Raw genomic sequence first — 15,933 nt, forward strand, 5'->3', positions numbered from 1 at the left:
CTGCGGGGTAGGGCCGCGCCCGTGCTCCGCGTTTAAGCTTCTTTCGCTTCTGTTGTTTCGTCCTTGGGTGCGTTCTTGACGAAGAACGCCATGAAGACCAATCCGAACCCGTTGAACAGCATCTCAATGCCTAGGAAGATCCCCAGTATACTCAGCAGAGCAGCCGGTTCCTTGCCCACATAGGTCCAGATGATGCCGGCGAGGATGATCGACAAGATGCCCGAGATCATCGTGGGCCAGAAAAACTGCGTTCCTTTCATCTGGAACGACAGAATGACCCGTGCGATGCCGCCTGCCATGAACAGGATGAGCATCACAGTTGCCAGCGTCAGCGTGCCCTGCAGCGGGTGATCCAGAAAGGACCAGCCCAGAAACAGCATGACCGCACCCATGATGAGTGACAGGATCTTGTTGCCAGTGCCTTCAACCGTGAAGCCACCAACGATCTGCATTCCGCCCGCAATCAATAGCAACACACCAGTTACTACTGTTACGGCAACGGACGCCACGACCGGTGCGCCCAATACGAACACCCCGAATGCTATGGACAAAAGTCCAAGCAGTAGCCATTTGACCCAATCACTCATGTTAGTCTCTCCATCAAATATCTAGATATGAGAGACTCTTACATCAATTCACGGACGTCTGTCAGCCGTCCTGTGATTGCCGCAGCGGCAGCCATTGCGGGGCTCAGCAGATGGGTACGCCCACCGCGACCCTGGCGGCCTTCGAAGTTGCGGTTCGAAGTCGCGGCACAGCGCTCGCCCGGTTGCAACTGGTCGGGGTTCATTGCCAGACACATTGAGCAGCCTGCGAGACGCCACTCGAAACCGGCATCTTTGAAGATCTCGGCCAAACCTTCTTCTTCGGCCTGTGCACGCACCAAACCCGAACCCGGTACGACCATGGCGCGCATGCCGTCCTTGATCTTCTTGCCTTTCAGGATTTCCGCCGCAGCGCGCAGGTCTTCGATCCGACCGTTGGTGCAAGAGCCGATGAAAACGGTGTCGATTTCAACATCGCTCAGCTTTTGACCGGCTTCCAAGCCCATATACTCAATCGAACGGCGGGCCGCGTCGACTTTACCGCCTTCGAAATCTTCGGGATGCGGTACGGATGCGGTGATCGGCAGCACATCTTCGGGACTGGTGCCCCAAGTGACGACCGGCGCGATATCTTCACCACGCAGCGTGATGACTTTATCGAAATGCGCATCTTCGTCGGTGTAAAGCGTCTTCCACCAGTCCATCGCGGCTTCCCACTGGGCACCTTTCGGCGCATGGGGCCGGCCTTTGACATACTCGAACGTAGTCTCATCCGGCGCGATCAGGCCAGCGCGGGCGCCGCCCTCGATGGCCATGTTACAGACGGTCATGCGCCCTTCCATCGAAAGATCGCGGATCGCTTCGCCGCAATACTCGATGACATAACCTGTACCGCCAGCAGTACCGGTCTCGCCGATCACAGCCAGAGTGATATCTTTGGCGGTCACACCCGGCTGCAGTTTGCCGGTGATTTCGACCTTCATATTCTTGGACTTCTTCTGGATCAGAGTCTGGGTGGCCAGAACGTGTTCAACCTCGGATGTGCCGATGCCGTGCGCCAGAGCGCCGAATGCACCATGAGTCGCCGTGTGGCTGTCGCCGCAAACAACGGTCATGCCGGGCAGGGTCCAGCCTTGTTCGGGGCCGACGATATGCACAATGCCCTGACGGACGTCGTGCACAGGGTAATAGTGAATGCCGAAATCCTTGGCGTTCTTGTCCAGTGCCTCGACCTGAATGCGTGATTCCGGGTTTTCGATACCATTCACACGGTCCGGCGTGGTCGGTACGTTGTGATCCGGCACGGCGATGGTTTTTTCTGGCGCGCGCACCTTGCGGCCCGCCATGCGCAGGCCTTCGAACGCCTGTGGGCTGGTCACTTCGTGAACCAGATGGCGGTCGATATACAGCAGGCAGGTGCCATCATCGGCCTCGTGGGCGACATGGGCATCCCAGATCTTGTCATAGAGTGTTGTGGGGGACATCGGTCCTCTCCCGTATGTAATGAGAAATAGCTGGCGAGTTGGCTTAGGCCGCCGATAGGCGGGCCAAGACCGTGCGGGCAGCCCCAAAGAACCGTTCACGCAGACGCGCGCGATCTTCCAGATTCTGTTCTTGGGCCACATTGAGTCTCATACGCACCAGATATAACGGGCATTCGTGTCAATCAAGGTTCAATCCCAACCGTCTCACTGCAGGCTTGCATCATCCAGCATCGCTGTCCAAGCTGACCTGCAGGAGAGGTGAATGAACCAGGATTTACTACCGGAGACGCTCTCGGAGCTTTACGCCAACATGACGGCGGCGTTTTCCTCGCAAATTGAAGGTCTGGTCGAGTTGATCGTCACCCCAGGATGGCGGCAGTATCAACTCATCATCATCCTGTTTCTCTGGGCAATCTCATTCTTGCTGAAACTGCTGACGCAGGGCCGATGGGAAACCTGGGCGAGGGCCCGGGTGGGATGGCCGAAATGGCGTCTGCGGATATTGATCCAACTGATGCGCCGTCTGACGCTGGTGTATTTTGTGTTGCTGTCTGGTGGGCTTTATCTGGTGATGCAACAGGTCACATGGCCGTCGCGGAGCTATATACTTGGTGTCTTCGCAACGCTGGCTGTTGCATGGCTGGCCATCGCGTTGGTTTCGCGATTGGTGAGAAACCGAACGCTGCGACAAATATTTAAATGGTCTATGTGGGTCTATGCCACGCTGATTGCGTTGAACCTGACGGATGATGTAGCCGGTTTCCTAGATGGCGTCGCCATTTCTATCGGTGATCTTCATATCTCGGCGCTGGGCATCATCAAGGCTGTACTGCTGATCGGCGTCCTGCTGACTTTGGCGCGTGTCGGCACACGCGCGGCTGAGCGCGGCCTTACGAACAATCAAGACATAACCCCATCGATGCAGGTTCTTCTGGCCAAGGGTATTCAGGTGCTGCTCTACGGGGCGGTGTTCATGGCGGCGATCCGCACCCTCGGGTTTGATCTGACTGGCATAGCGTTGCTGTCCGGGGCCATTGGCGTCGGGATCGGGTTTGGCCTGCAAAAAGTGGTTTCGAACCTGATCTCAGGCATCATCATCCTGATGGACCGGTCGATCAAACCGGGCGACGTGATTTCACTCGGGGACACATTCGGTTGGATTAACGCGCTGGGCGCGCGCTATGTCTCGGTGGTTACGCGGGATGGTCGGGAATATCTGATTCCGAACGAAGATCTGATTACCAATCAGGTGGTGAACTGGTCGCATTCCGACCGTTTCGTGCGGTTGGATCTTGATTTCGGCACCAGCTACGACGACGACCCGCACAAAGTCCGCGCGACAGCGATCCGTGCCGTCAAGACGGTTGGTCGAGTGCTGAGTGGAGGCAAACATGAACCTGTCTGCCATATCACTGGTTTCGGTGACAGCAGCGTGGACTATGTATTGCGCTTCTGGATCAGTGATCCGAACAAGGGTCTGACAAACATTCGGGGCAATGTCTTCCTGGCGCTGTGGGATGCGTTCAAGGTCGAAGACATCTCGCTTCCGTTCCCGCAGCGTGAAATCCGTGTGTTGGGCGGCCCGGAGGCCGACGCCGAGGTGCAACATCTCGCCAAAGAGTGACCGGATGTGGGGCGCAGCGTCGGCCCTTTCATTGAAATGTTGCAATCCCCTTGTTACCTTATTAGTACCCCGGCGCCGGGGTTTGGCGGCGCGCAGCAAAGGAGGACTATGTCCTGTCTCTACATACACAGGCGGGTTTGCCCGCCGATGATGGGGCCGGTGTAATGGCCCACTCTCAGTCAATCAGCGACAAGCTGCTTGAACGTATCCTTTCCTCACTTTCCGATGACAAGGCCGAAGACGTCGTGCAGATCAACCTGCAAGGTAAGTCTTCTGTTGCGGATCACATGGTGATTGCCTCGGGTCGGTCGACCCGCCAGGTCTCGGCCATGGCGGAAAAGCTGACGGATCGCATCAAGCAGGAATTCGGTTTCACCTCGAAGGTCGAAGGCAAGGATGCCGGCGACTGGGTGCTGATCGATACGGGCGACGTGGTCGTTCATATCTTCCGCCCCGAAGTGCGTGAATTCTATCAGCTGGAAAAGATGTGGCTGCCTCAGGGCGGCAGCGCCTCGGCGAATTGAGGCGCCATCCCGGCCTGTATTGAGGGGCCGGAGGCGAGAGAGACATGCGTATCAGCATCGTTGCGGTCGGGCGATTGCGCGCCGGACCGGAGAAATCCCTGCTTGACGACTACCTGACCCGATTTGACAGGACCGGCCGCGCGCTGGGCCTTGGTCCTGCGAAGGTGATCGAGGTCGAAGACAAGAAAAACGCAGGCATGGGGGCCGAGGCGGCCCTGCTGCGCAAGGCGCTGCCCAAGGGTGTGGTGATCTGTACGCTAGATGAGCGCGGACGGGTGTTGTCCTCGCCTGAATTTGCAAAAAAGCTGGGTGGATGGCGCGACGCGGGCCGACAGGATCTGGCGCTGATCATCGGCGGAGCGGACGGAATAGACCCAAATCTGCGGGCGGAGGCTGATTTTTCCCTATCCTTTGGGTCAATGGTCTGGCCCCATATGTTGGTCCGTGTGATGCTGGCCGAGCAACTTTACCGGGCCGCGACCATCCTTTCAGGCGGCCCTTATCACCGGGTCTGACATGGCGCAGCTATTGATCGTCTACCACTCGCGCACCGGCGGCACCCGGCAAATGGCTGAAGCCGCAGCCGAAGCAGCGCGGGATGAAGCGAACACCATCCTGAAAACCGCCGATCAGGTCGGTCCGAACGACTTGCTGGCCTCCGATGGCTATATCTTCTGCGCGCCCGAGAACCTGGCCGCGATCTCTGGGCTGATGAAAGAGTTCTTTGACCGCTGCTATTATCCGGTGCTGGGTCAGATCGAAGGTCGACCCTATGCGCAGATGGTCTGCGCCGGATCAGATGGTGAAAATGCCGCGCGACAGATGGCACGGATCGCAACGGGGTGGCGGTTGAAAGAGGTGCAACCGCCCCTGATCATCTGCACTCATGTGCAAACACCCAAGGCGATCTTGGCCGAAAAGATCATTCCCGAAGAACAACTTGAAAACTGTCGTGAGGTTGGAGCGGCCTTGGCCGCAGGTCTCAGCCTCGGGGTATTCTGAGCGTCAATTCAGGTCGACTACGGTTGTGTCTTCGCTCCACCCCCCGACATTGTCGCGCGCCTGAATTTGCACCTGCGTGGTCCCGTCCGGAATCACCACCCCGCCAAGTGACCGTGTAAAGGGCTGCTCATCGACATGAGGGTGATGCAGCACACGCATCCCCAGCTCGTTCCCCTGCATATCCAGAACACGCCAGCCATCGGCATAGTTATCCCATCCGGTGTCGGAGTGGCGGACCGTGACGTCAAACCGCCAGGTATCCCCATTTGATTGGGCTGAAACCTGTTCGACCGTCGGAGGGTCGGCGAATGCGGGGCTGGCCAGTAAGGCGCTGAGAATCAGATATCGCATGAGGTCAAACTATGCGCTCGCGCATGGCATTGAGATCACGACTCTGTGTTTGGTGGCGCAGTCATGATTACGGTGCGTGAATGTGAGGCGAATTCGCGACGATAGAGCACACCGAATGTGACGATTGAGCTTAGGATCAAGGCTACCGGTCCAAGTATCCATGCAATTGAAGCCAACGCAAAATATGTCGCCCGCAACGCGCGATTGAAACTACGAGCCGCCGTGATGCAGATATCAGCGGATTGTGTGGCGCGTGGATAGGCCTGTGGATCATCGGGATCATTTGGAACAGCGGCCATCAGGATTGCGCAATACCCAAACAGGCGATGCGACCAGACAAATTTCAGAAAAGCGTTCGACAGAAAAAGCAGAATAATCAGTATCTTGATTTCCCAAACCATGGCAGGCGCACGGCCGATGGCAAGATCTTCAGCAACCCCAGCAAGGCGTTCGGTATTGCCAAGCAATGCCAAGCCGCCGCCTATTGCAATCATGATTGTCGAAGCGAAGAACGTGCTGCCCTGGCGCATGGCCGAGATCACTTGTGCATCGAACACACGCGGCTGGCGCGTCACCATTTCACGCATCCAGACCTTGCGGAAATCATCCATCATCAATGAAACCGATGGTTTCTGAGAGGACGGATTTTCGATCCTCCACCCAATCCCCAGCCATGTCGCGAACAATAGCAAAACGGCTGCATAGTCCAGCGAGGAAAACAGTAATGTGCGGTCGATCCAGGTCATGCCGCGACACTATTGTTGGATTCGGCAACTTGCCAGTCGATAAAATTGGTAATATAATTTTACCAAATGGAGGATCAGCGATGGAAATGCCCAAGCCAAATCCGGATGTCTTAGCACGCAAGGAGGCATTGGTTGCGCGACTACAGCAAGTGCTGCCGAAGGATGCTGTTATCCATGAAGAGGCCGAGACCAGGGCTTATGAATGTGATGCGCTGACCGCCTATAAATGCCCGCCAATGCTGGCTGTACTGCCTTCGACCACGCAGCAGGTTTCCGATGTCTTGCGCATTTGCCATGAACTGGGTGTGCCGGTTGTACCGCGCGGCGCGGGCACGTCATTGGCGGGTGGCGCCCTGCCGACGGCAGATTGTGTGATTCTAGGCGTTGCACGGATGAACGAAGTTCTGGAAATCGATTACGACAACAGGTTTATCAAGGTGCAATCCGGCCGAACCAACCTGAGTGTAACCGGTGCCGTTGAAGAAGAAGATTTCTTTTACGCTCCCGATCCCTCATCCCAGCTTGCCTGCGCCATTGCCGGGAATATCGCGATGAATTCCGGCGGCGCGCATTGCCTGAAATACGGGGTGACGACCAACAATCTGATGGGTGTGACTATGGTCATGATGGATGGCAGCGTGGTCGAAATTGGAGGTGCTTATCTGGATGCAGGCGGGTTGGACCTGTTGGGTGTTATCTGCGGATCCGAAGGGCAATTGGGTGTCGTAACTGAAGCAACGTTGCGCATCCTGCGCAAACCTGAGGGTGCGCGGCCCGTTCTGATGGGCTTTGACGATAATGAAGTGGCCGGTCAATGCGTCTCTGACATAATCAAATCGGGCATATTGCCTGTCGCGATCGAGTTCATGGACCGCCTTTGTATTCGAGCCTGCGAGAATTTCGCCCAAGCGGGTTATCCTGATTGCGAGGCGTTGCTGATCGTCGAAGTTGAAGGCTCAGAGGCAGAGATCGATAGCCAGTTGTCGAAGATTATCGAGATCGCCAAGCGGCATAATCCGGTTGAACTGCGAGAAAGCCAATCGGCTGATGAAAGCGCCCGTATCTGGCTGGGTCGGAAATCGGCCTTTGGCGCGATGGGGCAAATCAACGATTATATGTGTCTGGATGGGACGATCCCGGTCTCATCGCTACCCTTCGTCCTGCGCCGGATCGGGGAGCTGAGCAAAGACTATGGCCTGCCAGTCGGCAATGTGTTCCATGCCGGTGACGGCAACATGCACCCCTTGATCCTGTTTGACGCCAACAAACCCGGCGATCTTGAGAAATGTGAAGCGTTCGGGGCGGACATCCTGAAGCTTTGCGTTGATGCGGGAGGCTGCCTGACTGGTGAGCATGGGGTCGGCATCGAAAAGCGTGATCTGATGACACACCAATATGAACCACAGGATCTTGAGGCGCAGATGGCGGTGAAAGATGTGTTTGATCCGAATTGGCTGTTGAACCCAGCCAAGGTGTTTCCGCTAAAGGCGTCTGCCACGCGCAGGATGGCCGCGGAATAGATGAGCCTTCCCCATCAATACCCAGAGTATTTTCGAAAAGATGAAGTGCCATGACACCTGAAACCGAGGCTGAACTTGCGGACATCGTTGCCGGCCTGGATGGCCCAGTGCGTATTGCCGGAGGCGGCACGCGCGGCCTTGATGGGCCCGAGCCTGTGCTGAACCTATCGGGACTGCACGGAATTACACAGTATGAGCCGGGCGCATTGACTCTGGTCGCACATGCCGGGACCCCAGTGACTGAGATCGAAGCGGCTTTGGAGGCCGAGGGTCAGCAACTGGCGTTCGAGCCGATGGATCATCGCGGTTTGCTGGGCACCACGGGGGAACCGACAATCGGCGGTGTTGTCGCGGCCAACATCTCGGGGCCGCGTCGAATTCAGGCTGGCGCGTGCCGGGATTTCTTGTTGGGCGTACGTTATGTCGACGGGTTGGGGCAGGTAATCAAGAATGGCGGGCGGGTGATGAAGAATGTCACTGGTTACGATATGGTCAAGCTCATGGCAGGTTCCTGGGGTACGCTAGGGGTGCTGTCAGAGGTCTCGCTGAAAGTGCTGCCTAGACCTGAGATCGAGACCACTCTGGCAGTCGGGGCCGCTAATGTAGGAACCGCAGTTGATCTCATGTCCACTGCCCTGAAATCCCCCTTCGAGGTGAGCAGCGCAGCCTATGATCCACTGGATGGGCAGGCGCTGTTGCGGATCGAAGGATTTGCCGACTCTGTTGCCTATCGGGTAGGTCGATTACGCGAAATCCTTGGGGGCGAATGCACCGAGTTAGAGAATTCGAGGAACCGCTGGGTCGATCTGCGCGATCTGCGTGCGTTTCAGGATCTGGAAGGTGATGTCTGGCGCTTATCAGTGAAACCCGGCGATGCAGCCAGCCTTGCAGAACTGATCGACGCGGATCGAACCTTATTTGACTGGGGCGGGGGCTTGATCTGGGTATTGGTGCCAAAGGGCACCGATCTGCGTGCACGACTGGGTCACTTTGAAGGACATGCAACGCTGGTACGCGCAGAGGCTGACACCATCGTTGAATTTGGGCGATTCCAACCAGAGAGCACGCAGATTCAGGCTCTAACAAAGGCAATTCGGAAGAGATTTGACCCTCGGAACGTGTTCAATCCGGGTCTGATGGGGTAGGCGATGCAGACGAAATTTACCGAAAAGCAGTTGCAAGACCCAGCGATTCAGCGATCCAACGAGATACTCCGAAATTGTGTTCACTGTGGTTTCTGTACAGCAACCTGCCCGACTTATCAGGTGCTAGGCGATGAGTTGGACAGCCCTCGCGGGCGCATCTATCTGATCAAGGACATGTTGGAGAATGAGCGTGTTCCGGACGAAAAGACTGTCAAGCATATCGATCGCTGCCTATCCTGCCTCGCCTGCATGACCACGTGCCCCTCGGGCGTGCATTACATGCACCTCGTGGACCACGCACGGGAATATATCGAAGACAAATACAAGCGCCCGTTCTCGGATCGGGCTCTGCGCTGGATATTGGCCAGAATCCTGCCTTATCCGACACGCTTTCGCTGGGCTCTAATCGGGGCAAAGCTGGGTCGTCCGTTCCGGTTTCTGATGCCGGATGCCCGGCTAAAGGCGATGCTGGACATGGCGCCGAGATATATTCCACCAGTCAGTCGCAATGATGACCCTCAGAGCTTTGCAGCAAAAGGCGCTAAGAAGAAACGCGTCGCCCTAATGACGGGCTGTGCGCAAAAAGCGCTGAACACCGACATCAACGACGCCACGATTCGCCTGCTGACCCGATTGGGCTGCGAGGTCGTTGTCGCCGAAGGTGCCAGCTGTTGTGGCGCATTAACCCATCACATGGGTAAAACCGGTGAAAGCCATGCGTCTGCTGCAGCCAATATCCGGGCCTGGACACGCGAAATGGATGGTGATGGTCTGGATGCGATCGTGATCAACACCTCGGGGTGTGGGACCACGGTTAAAGATTATGGGCACATGTTCCGCAGAGATCCGCTGGCGGTGGATGCGGGGCGTGTATCCGCCATGGCGATGGATATCAGTGAGCTTTTGGTGCAGCTGGAGATGCCGGACAGCGACAAGAAAGAACTGGTTGTTGCCTACCACGCGGCGTGTTCATTGCAACATGGGCAAAAGGTTACCTCTTATCCCAAGAACCTGCTGAAATCTGCTGGATTCACAGTGTTAGAGCCTAAAGATAGTCATTTGTGCTGTGGCAGTGCAGGAACCTACAACCTGATGCAGCCTGAGATTTCGGGTAAGTTGAAACAACGAAAAGTGCGCACGCTTGAGGCGAGGAACCCTGATGTTATCGCGGCAGGTAACATCGGATGCATGATGCAGATCGGCTCTGGGACTAACACGCCCGTTGTCCACACAGTCGAGCTGCTGGACTGGGCCACCGGAGGGCCGGAACCGCGCGCATTGCGCGGCGGCATGGCTGGGGTACCCCAACTGCGTTGATCGATTGCTGCACCCGCGCATCAGGTCCGGTTGAATTTCATCCAAGGGGCAATTGCCCTATTTTCGCCGCACCAACGGCATACGAATCTTGGTCGGACCCCATGACCGGAGACCCGCGTGCGCAACTGGATCACGGCTATTGTCTTCAGCTTGCTGCCCTTGGCAGGACAGGCGCAGGATACTGGGCTTAGGAGCCTGGAAACCACCGATGCTGGGCGCGAGTGGATGGCAGTTGGTCGGCTGGATATCGACGGCACCGGGTTTTGTACCGGATCGCTGATATCTCCGACTCTGGTACTGACGGCTGCGCATTGTCTGTACGACAAGACCACGAAACAGCGAATTAATCCGGCCCGGATAGAGTTTCTGGCCGGTTGGCGCCTCGGTTCCGCCTCGGCTTATCGTCCGGCGCGTCGAACAGTGGTTCACCCCGACTATGTTTATGAAGGCAATGTTTCAGCAACGCGGGTGCGTCATGATATTGCGCTGATCGAGCTGTGGCAGCCGATCCGCAACACCTCGGTCATTCCTTTCGAAACCGGACGCCGTCCTGCCCGCGGTCAAGAGGTGGGGGTTGTCTCGTACGCGCATGACCGCGCCGAAGCGCCAGCATTGCAGGAAGTCTGTTCCGTCATTGGGCGACAGGCTGGAATTCTGGTTATGTCCTGCAACGTGGATTTCGGGGCATCCGGCGCGCCGATCTTTTCGTTTGACGGTGAGCGGCCCCGCATTGTGTCGGTCGTTGCAGCGAAGGCCGAATTGCAGGGTCAACGCGTTGCGCTGGGCACCGCCTTGGATGAATCGCTGGAATTGTTGCGGGCCGAGCTTTCGCAGGGGCGGGGTATGAACGCCACATTGGACAACAACACCAAAAACCTCGGAGCAAAGTTCCTTAAGCCATGATGCGTGTTTTTCTAAGTATCACCTTGCTTGTTTCTATTCTCGTAACTGCCGCGCAGGCCCAGACCAGTAGCAAGCGCCGACTGACGGATCGCGATGATCTGTATGGGTGGGAGGCGGTCGGACGTCTGGATATCGGCGAACAGGGCTTTTGCACCGGTACTTTGATCGCAAAGGACATCGTGCTGACAGCGGCGCATTGCGCTGTGAGCAAGGCCACTGGAAAACCCTATGCCCCCGGTGAATTGACCTTTCGCGCCGGTTTGAGCGACGGTCAGGCGCTTGCGGATCGCAAGGTCATCCAGATTGCGACCCATCCCGATTTTGTTGCCAATGCGCCGGTATCGGCGTCACGTGTTCGAATTGATGTGGCTCTAATGCGGCTAGAAGAGCCGATTCCCTATTCGATTGCTGATCCGTTCGCCCTGCACAGCGGCCGCGTCAGCGACAGCGAAATCAGCGTCGCCTCGTATGGTCGCGGTCGGGCCGAGGCGATCACGCGCCAACGCTCTTGCCGCATCCTGCAACGCGGGCAGGGGCTGATCAGCTTTGATTGCGATATTACATTCGGTTCGTCGGGCTCCGCTATTTTAGCAAAAAAAGGCCCGCGTTGGCAGATCCTGTCGGTTGTTTCGGCGGGCGCATCGGATGGTCAACGCAAGATCGGCTACGGGATGGAGCTGTCGGGGATTGTCTCGGAACTCAAGGCGATATTGCGTCGTGACGCGCCCCGACCCACGGCAACAATCCGCAGATTGCAGCCGGGTTCAGCCAAGTCCAGTTCGGGTGCTAAATTCCTCAGCGCGGGCGGGTCTTGAACCCAGTCCTTTTACTTCCCATCTGAGTTTTACTGGATCGCCAAAGCTGGGGTCCGGCATAAATCACCGCCCGTCCATTTCGGAGGGCAATTTCGTGAATCGCTCAAAGATGAGGATACGACATGCGTACATTTGACTTCGCACCACTTCACCGCGCAACCATCGGTTTCGACCAGATTGCAGACATGATGGACCGGGTTTTGACCAATGACGTGGCTCAGCCCAGCTATCCCCCTTACAACATCGAAAAGACCGATGCTGATACCTACCGCATTTCGGTCGCTGTTGCAGGGTTTTCCGAGGCCGATCTGTCGGTTGAGGTAAAGGAAAATTCTCTGGTGGTTTCCGGCAAGAAAGCTTCGGACGAAAAAGAGCGCAGCTACCTGCACCGTGGCATCGCCACCCGCGCGTTCGAGCGCCGCTTTGCTCTGGCCGACCACGTTCGTGTCACCGGCGCGAGCCATGAAAACGGCATGCTGAACATCGATCTGAAGCGCGAAGTGCCAGAAGCGCTGAAACCGCGCCGGATCGAAATTTCGTCTGGCAAGGCCATTGAAAAGGACGTGGTTGACGCCAAAGCCGTGAACTGAGGCTGTTGATCACTTAGCGACAGTCCCGCCTCTCTGGATTGTCGCACCACACGCCCCGCGTTCCTCCAGGCGCGGGGCGAAGTTGTATCCATCGCAACAAGGACTTGGTGGGCAACACGTTTTCACGAAAATCTGGCAATAGTTTAGGTCGTCAGGCTAGTCTCTTCTGGAACACTTCAATGAACTGAATTTTGTTCACTGCCTACAGAGGGAGACGAAATAGATGCGAATGAAATCCGTTTTTGCCGCTATAGTCTGTGCCGTTGTTGCATCGACCACACTGACCGCGACATCAACCCGTGCCAACGATACAGGAGCGCTTATCGCTGGGGTCGCGTTGGGTGTGCTGGGAGCGTCGATCGCCAAACACCATCACAAGCACGGATCAAAATACCAGAAGCACCCGCACGTTTCGCCCGAGGAGAATGCGATCGGGCTTTGTATGCATCGGACCCACACCGCCATGAGCAATCAAGGCTACTATGCCGTCGATTTTGAGCGGACGCTTTCCTATACGACAAATTCTGATGGCATCGATCTGATTGATCTGGAGGTCGCGCGCTCGAAGGACAGCAATGATGCGCGGAGCCACATAAAAGCCCATTGCGCTATTCAAGATGATGCTGTGGTTAATTTCCGCTACTCAAACTACTGAGCTTGCCCTTCGGCAACTTCAACTTAAGAAATCCAAGAGCTTCTATTTTCCCTTCTGAAAACCAGTAGGCAATGTGTCTCGGCCTTGTCTCTGCGTCTATCTTTTTAGCGTCGAGTTTGTCACAGTCTTGGTGATTTGGAGACCCAAGGGGATGTAAATTGCCATAACATTCCCTATGTCATTGGATGATAAGAAGAATAGGGATAGCAGATGTCGAACCAGCAATTCGAAGCATTGATTCAAGAGACGCAACAGAAAGTCCGCGAAAGCCAGTCGCAGATTGAAGGCTTGACCTCACGGATCGAAGCGGCGCGTGCCAAGATCGGAACCGCAGAGGCAGATATCGACATTGAAAATGCCACTTTGGAAGATGTGCACGCCCATACCGAGGTGATGAACGCCAACATCGCTGAGCTGATCATGGGGCTCGACGACGTGACCAACGCGTTTTCCAAGGATTTCGACGAAATGCGTTCGAAAACCGGGTGGGAGTCGTTCGTCGGCATCTTCGCCAAGGCCAAATCCGAGTCCATGCGGCAGGAACGCATGCGCACCGCCAATATCGACGACAAGCTACAGGACCTGATCGCTAAATCGGATGTGATCGTCAAACTGCTTGAAGGGCAGTTGGCCGTGCTGGAAGAACAGCGCGTCAAGGTCGAGGACAACCTGACCGTCACGCTGGACGACCGCGAGGCGACCGTGGCCGAACTGGAGACTTTGCGGGCAGAGATTCAGGGCATGGACCCGGCGATCATCACGCTGGAAAACAAGATCAGCGTCGAACAGGATGCCGCCGCGCGGACTCAGTTGGAAACCGAACTGGCTGACCTGAATAAGCAATACAACGCCAAGGTTCAGGAAGAGCAGGTCAAGCTGGCCAAATCCCAGACGCTGGAACGCTATATCGAAAAGGGTAAAACCTGGGTCGATTCACTCCAGAACCAGGCGGCGACGCAGATGGTGCTGATCAACAAGCTACAGACAGACACGCAGCAGCGCGTGGTGCTGTATGACGCCCTGTCCAAATCGCTGAAAACGGCGCAACAACAGGACGTGGCCCACCGCATCAACGAGATCGGCGTGCAGACCGACCAGGAGGCGCAAACCGCCATGGCCGCCATCGGAACCGCGACCAACCAGAAAATGGCCGACATGCTTGAGGCGCATGAGGACCACATGGTCTTCGCCCGCGACGTGCTGGAGAAAAAAGCCAAGGCCGATGAGCGTTTTGCCCGCCGGTTCGCCTCGATTGTCGAGAAGCATGATAAGAATTTGTATGGGGGATGAAGTGGTTTAGCCAAAAAGACGTTAGGCTACTACGGATTGGCCTCATTCTCGTGGTTTGGCCGATCCCTGTCTATGGCCTAACGGCCCTTCTGCATGAATTGGGTGTTGATGGCGGAGCTTATAAGCTGCTCGGCTTCCTCACTCTATATGTCGGGCCGGGTAGTGTAGTCTTCGGGCTTATCATCTTCGCATTGTATCTAATCTCGGAAGTTCTTCTTTTGCCTTGGCGGCTTCATCAATGCCGCACAAACGGGTGTAATAAATCTGCTCATGACTAACACCACCCAAGACCATGTCGGCCTGACCGACACTTTCGCCTCGCGCCGCTATTTCCGCAAATTCGAGGTGATCACCGTCCACCTCCTGCGCGTGGCCGCAACGATGGAGGCTGAGGGCGCGATCAGCAAGCAAGAGGTGCGGATCGTGTCGCGCTACCTCTCGGGGTTGCTCTACACCTTTCGTGCGCTGTCCATGAAATACCTGTTGGTCGGGCGTGATACCGGGCGGTTCTTTGGCAGCCTCGCCATGGACAAGCGCGACAGCGGGTTTCCGGTGGCGGCCGAGCTGCTGACCATGGCCAATGATGCGCAACAGGCGCAGGTGCATCTGGCGAATATGCCCTCGGAAGACGATCTGAAAACCGACATGGTCCGGACGATCATTGGCGATCAGGAAATCCCGACAAAGCTGCAATTCGCGCTGTCGCAAAGGCTCTATTACGAGGAATTGCTGAAAGGTCAGCTGTTCTGGGCCCGCAACGATCCCGAATGCCACTGGATCGGGAACGAAGACGAACGGCGCAAGTTCATGATCCACTGGGCGGTCTATGACAGCCAGATCAACCTGCCGGTCATCTATCTGATGCAACTGGAGGATAGCGGCAAAACCGCCCTTCCCAAAGACCAACGCCGCTGGCCCGAAGTGCAGGCGCATCTGATGGCGCAGTCTCTGGGCGGGTTGAAACTGGTGACCATAGCCAAAGGGTTCGATCAGGATTTCGACGACCTGCACCCCAAACACCTGCGCCGCATTCATGTGGGGCCGATGTATTCCTCGGCCTATACCGAACAATCCGGCCCCCTGCGGCAGGTGCTGGAGGATGCGCAATCTCCGCAAGGTCAAGACTGGGCGCTGGCCTGGACCACAGAAGAGTTGGAAAGCGAAGAGGTGATCGAAGAGCGGGCCGGATGGTTCTCGACCGTCGAACGCGAGGTTTTTGCGCTCGACCCATTCGGCGCGCAAGGGGCCGAAACCGGGGCCACACGCACCCAACGGTCGATCATCTTGCCCCAGCGTCCGTTTCAGGTGCTGGCCGAGCGTAACCCTCCAGGGTTTGCCGATGTGCGCAAGTTCGTGGTCAGCAAGTCAGGGCAGGTGTTGAGGTATTAGTTTCGCCTTCGGCGAGAGTATTTTTGAAAAAGA

The 15,933-nt window shown here is 56.5% G+C and carries 18 protein-coding genes; 13 read left to right on the top strand and 5 right to left on the bottom strand.

The annotated features are described in order from the left end of the window. Positions 1 to 32 precede the first annotated feature (32 nt). From ACR0AY_RS19070 to ACR0AY_RS19080, 3 genes are read right to left on the bottom strand one after another with little or no spacing between them, the layout of a single operon-like run. Positions 33 to 587: an HdeD family acid-resistance protein gene (locus tag ACR0AY_RS19070; protein ID WP_170395171.1), complete on the bottom strand. Its 555-nt coding sequence runs from the start codon at positions 585 to 587 to the stop codon at positions 33 to 35. A 38-nt stretch (positions 588 to 625) separates the two neighbouring features. Next, a complete protein-coding gene (gene leuC, locus ACR0AY_RS19075) occupies positions 626 to 2,029 on the bottom strand; it encodes a 3-isopropylmalate dehydratase large subunit (RefSeq protein WP_170515791.1) in 1,404 nt (467 codons plus the stop codon). Positions 2,030 to 2,072: 43 nt separating this feature from the next. Next, positions 2,073 to 2,168: an isopropylmalate isomerase gene (locus ACR0AY_RS19080; protein WP_260023663.1), complete on the bottom strand. Its 96-nt coding sequence runs from the start codon at positions 2,166 to 2,168 to the stop codon at positions 2,073 to 2,075. Positions 2,169 to 2,291: 123 nt separating this feature from the next. Between ACR0AY_RS19080 and ACR0AY_RS19085 the strand changes: the two genes are divergently transcribed. From ACR0AY_RS19085 to ACR0AY_RS19100, 4 genes are all read left to right on the top strand, one after another. Further along, entirely contained in the window at positions 2,292 to 3,653 is a 1,362-nt protein-coding gene (locus ACR0AY_RS19085; protein ID WP_170408707.1) for a mechanosensitive ion channel domain-containing protein, read from the top strand. Positions 3,654 to 3,817: 164 nt separating this feature from the next. Beyond that, complete coding sequence (gene rsfS, locus ACR0AY_RS19090; RefSeq protein WP_039541351.1) at positions 3,818 to 4,177, top strand: ribosome silencing factor; 360 nt, start codon at positions 3,818 to 3,820, stop codon at positions 4,175 to 4,177. 44 nt (positions 4,178 to 4,221) lie between these two features. Further along, complete coding sequence (gene rlmH, locus ACR0AY_RS19095) at positions 4,222 to 4,692, top strand: 23S rRNA (pseudouridine(1915)-N(3))-methyltransferase RlmH (protein ID WP_170515789.1); 471 nt, start codon at positions 4,222 to 4,224, stop codon at positions 4,690 to 4,692. A 1-nt stretch (position 4,693) separates the two neighbouring features. Further along, complete coding sequence (locus ACR0AY_RS19100; RefSeq protein ID WP_170515786.1) at positions 4,694 to 5,179, top strand: NAD(P)H-dependent oxidoreductase; 486 nt, start codon at positions 4,694 to 4,696, stop codon at positions 5,177 to 5,179. A 3-nt stretch (positions 5,180 to 5,182) separates the two neighbouring features. Here ACR0AY_RS19100 and ACR0AY_RS19105 read toward each other — a convergent pair whose 3' ends face one another. Then, entirely contained in the window at positions 5,183 to 5,530 is a 348-nt protein-coding gene (locus ACR0AY_RS19105) for a hypothetical protein (RefSeq protein ID WP_170515781.1), read from the bottom strand. A 35-nt stretch (positions 5,531 to 5,565) separates the two neighbouring features. Then, on the bottom strand, positions 5,566 to 6,276 hold the full coding sequence (locus ACR0AY_RS19110) for a DUF599 domain-containing protein (protein WP_170395190.1): 711 nt from the start codon (positions 6,274 to 6,276) through the stop codon (positions 5,566 to 5,568). 80 nt (positions 6,277 to 6,356) lie between these two features. On the opposite strand from ACR0AY_RS19110, the gene ACR0AY_RS19115 reads away from it, so the two are divergent. The 9 genes from ACR0AY_RS19115 (at position 6,357) to ACR0AY_RS19155 (ending at position 15,900) form a co-directional block, all read left to right on the top strand. Further along, entirely contained in the window at positions 6,357 to 7,796 is a 1,440-nt protein-coding gene (locus ACR0AY_RS19115) for an FAD-linked oxidase C-terminal domain-containing protein (protein WP_170515778.1), read from the top strand. A 50-nt stretch (positions 7,797 to 7,846) separates the two neighbouring features. Further along, positions 7,847 to 8,941: an FAD-binding protein gene (locus ACR0AY_RS19120; protein WP_170515775.1), complete on the top strand. Its 1,095-nt coding sequence runs from the start codon at positions 7,847 to 7,849 to the stop codon at positions 8,939 to 8,941. Positions 8,942 to 8,944: 3 nt separating this feature from the next. Beyond that, positions 8,945 to 10,258 (top strand): glycolate oxidase subunit GlcF, encoded by a 1,314-nt coding sequence (glcF, locus tag ACR0AY_RS19125; RefSeq protein ID WP_170515772.1) that lies wholly within the window; start codon positions 8,945 to 8,947, stop codon positions 10,256 to 10,258. Positions 10,259 to 10,375: 117 nt separating this feature from the next. Continuing rightward, complete coding sequence (locus ACR0AY_RS19130) at positions 10,376 to 11,161, top strand: trypsin-like serine peptidase (RefSeq protein WP_170423291.1); 786 nt, start codon at positions 10,376 to 10,378, stop codon at positions 11,159 to 11,161. Beyond that, on the top strand, positions 11,158 to 11,976 hold the full coding sequence (locus ACR0AY_RS19135; protein WP_480454506.1) for a trypsin-like serine peptidase: 819 nt from the start codon (positions 11,158 to 11,160) through the stop codon (positions 11,974 to 11,976). Before ACR0AY_RS19130 ends, ACR0AY_RS19135 begins: the two co-directional genes overlap by 4 nt. Before the next feature lie 122 nt (positions 11,977 to 12,098). After that, positions 12,099 to 12,566: an Hsp20 family protein gene (locus tag ACR0AY_RS19140; RefSeq protein WP_170395206.1), complete on the top strand. Its 468-nt coding sequence runs from the start codon at positions 12,099 to 12,101 to the stop codon at positions 12,564 to 12,566. Between the two features lie 223 nt (positions 12,567 to 12,789). After that, positions 12,790 to 13,221 carry a hypothetical protein gene (locus ACR0AY_RS19145; protein ID WP_170395209.1) on the top strand — a complete coding sequence of 144 codons (432 nt, stop codon included), beginning with the start codon at positions 12,790 to 12,792 and terminating at the stop codon, positions 13,219 to 13,221. 210 nt (positions 13,222 to 13,431) lie between these two features. After that, complete coding sequence (locus tag ACR0AY_RS19150; RefSeq protein ID WP_170515769.1) at positions 13,432 to 14,511, top strand: coiled-coil domain-containing protein; 1,080 nt, start codon at positions 13,432 to 13,434, stop codon at positions 14,509 to 14,511. A gap of 270 nt (positions 14,512 to 14,781) precedes the next feature. Then, positions 14,782 to 15,900, top strand: coding sequence for a hypothetical protein (locus ACR0AY_RS19155; RefSeq protein ID WP_170515766.1), 1,119 nt, complete (start codon positions 14,782 to 14,784; stop codon positions 15,898 to 15,900). The last annotated feature ends 33 nt before the right edge of the window (positions 15,901 to 15,933 follow it).

The sequence above is a fragment of the Ruegeria sp. A5 genome, assembly GCF_056543005.1.

What these genes read in the sequence shown, in the direction of transcription:
- ACR0AY_RS19070 (WP_170395171.1), bottom strand. Translation starts at nt 587, where the DNA reads ATGAGTGATTGGGTCAAATGGCTACTGCTTGGACTTTTGTCCATAGCA.
- leuC (WP_170515791.1), bottom strand. Translation starts at nt 2,029, where the DNA reads ATGTCCCCCACAACACTCTATGACAAGATCTGGGATGCCCATGTCGCC.
- ACR0AY_RS19085 (WP_170408707.1), top strand. Translation starts at nt 2,292, where the DNA reads ATGAACCAGGATTTACTACCGGAGACGCTCTCGGAGCTTTACGCCAAC.
- rsfS (WP_039541351.1), top strand. Translation starts at nt 3,818, where the DNA reads ATGGCCCACTCTCAGTCAATCAGCGACAAGCTGCTTGAACGTATCCTT.
- rlmH (WP_170515789.1), top strand. Translation starts at nt 4,222, where the DNA reads ATGCGTATCAGCATCGTTGCGGTCGGGCGATTGCGCGCCGGACCGGAG.
- ACR0AY_RS19100 (WP_170515786.1), top strand. Translation starts at nt 4,694, where the DNA reads ATGGCGCAGCTATTGATCGTCTACCACTCGCGCACCGGCGGCACCCGG.
- ACR0AY_RS19105 (WP_170515781.1), bottom strand. Translation starts at nt 5,530, where the DNA reads ATGCGATATCTGATTCTCAGCGCCTTACTGGCCAGCCCCGCATTCGCC.
- ACR0AY_RS19110 (WP_170395190.1), bottom strand. Translation starts at nt 6,276, where the DNA reads ATGACCTGGATCGACCGCACATTACTGTTTTCCTCGCTGGACTATGCA.
- ACR0AY_RS19115 (WP_170515778.1), top strand. Translation starts at nt 6,357, where the DNA reads ATGGAAATGCCCAAGCCAAATCCGGATGTCTTAGCACGCAAGGAGGCA.
- ACR0AY_RS19120 (WP_170515775.1), top strand. Translation starts at nt 7,847, where the DNA reads ATGACACCTGAAACCGAGGCTGAACTTGCGGACATCGTTGCCGGCCTG.
- glcF (WP_170515772.1), top strand. Translation starts at nt 8,945, where the DNA reads ATGCAGACGAAATTTACCGAAAAGCAGTTGCAAGACCCAGCGATTCAG.
- ACR0AY_RS19135 (WP_480454506.1), top strand. Translation starts at nt 11,158, where the DNA reads ATGATGCGTGTTTTTCTAAGTATCACCTTGCTTGTTTCTATTCTCGTA.
- ACR0AY_RS19140 (WP_170395206.1), top strand. Translation starts at nt 12,099, where the DNA reads ATGCGTACATTTGACTTCGCACCACTTCACCGCGCAACCATCGGTTTC.
- ACR0AY_RS19145 (WP_170395209.1), top strand. Translation starts at nt 12,790, where the DNA reads ATGCGAATGAAATCCGTTTTTGCCGCTATAGTCTGTGCCGTTGTTGCA.
- ACR0AY_RS19150 (WP_170515769.1), top strand. Translation starts at nt 13,432, where the DNA reads ATGTCGAACCAGCAATTCGAAGCATTGATTCAAGAGACGCAACAGAAA.
- ACR0AY_RS19155 (WP_170515766.1), top strand. Translation starts at nt 14,782, where the DNA reads ATGACTAACACCACCCAAGACCATGTCGGCCTGACCGACACTTTCGCC.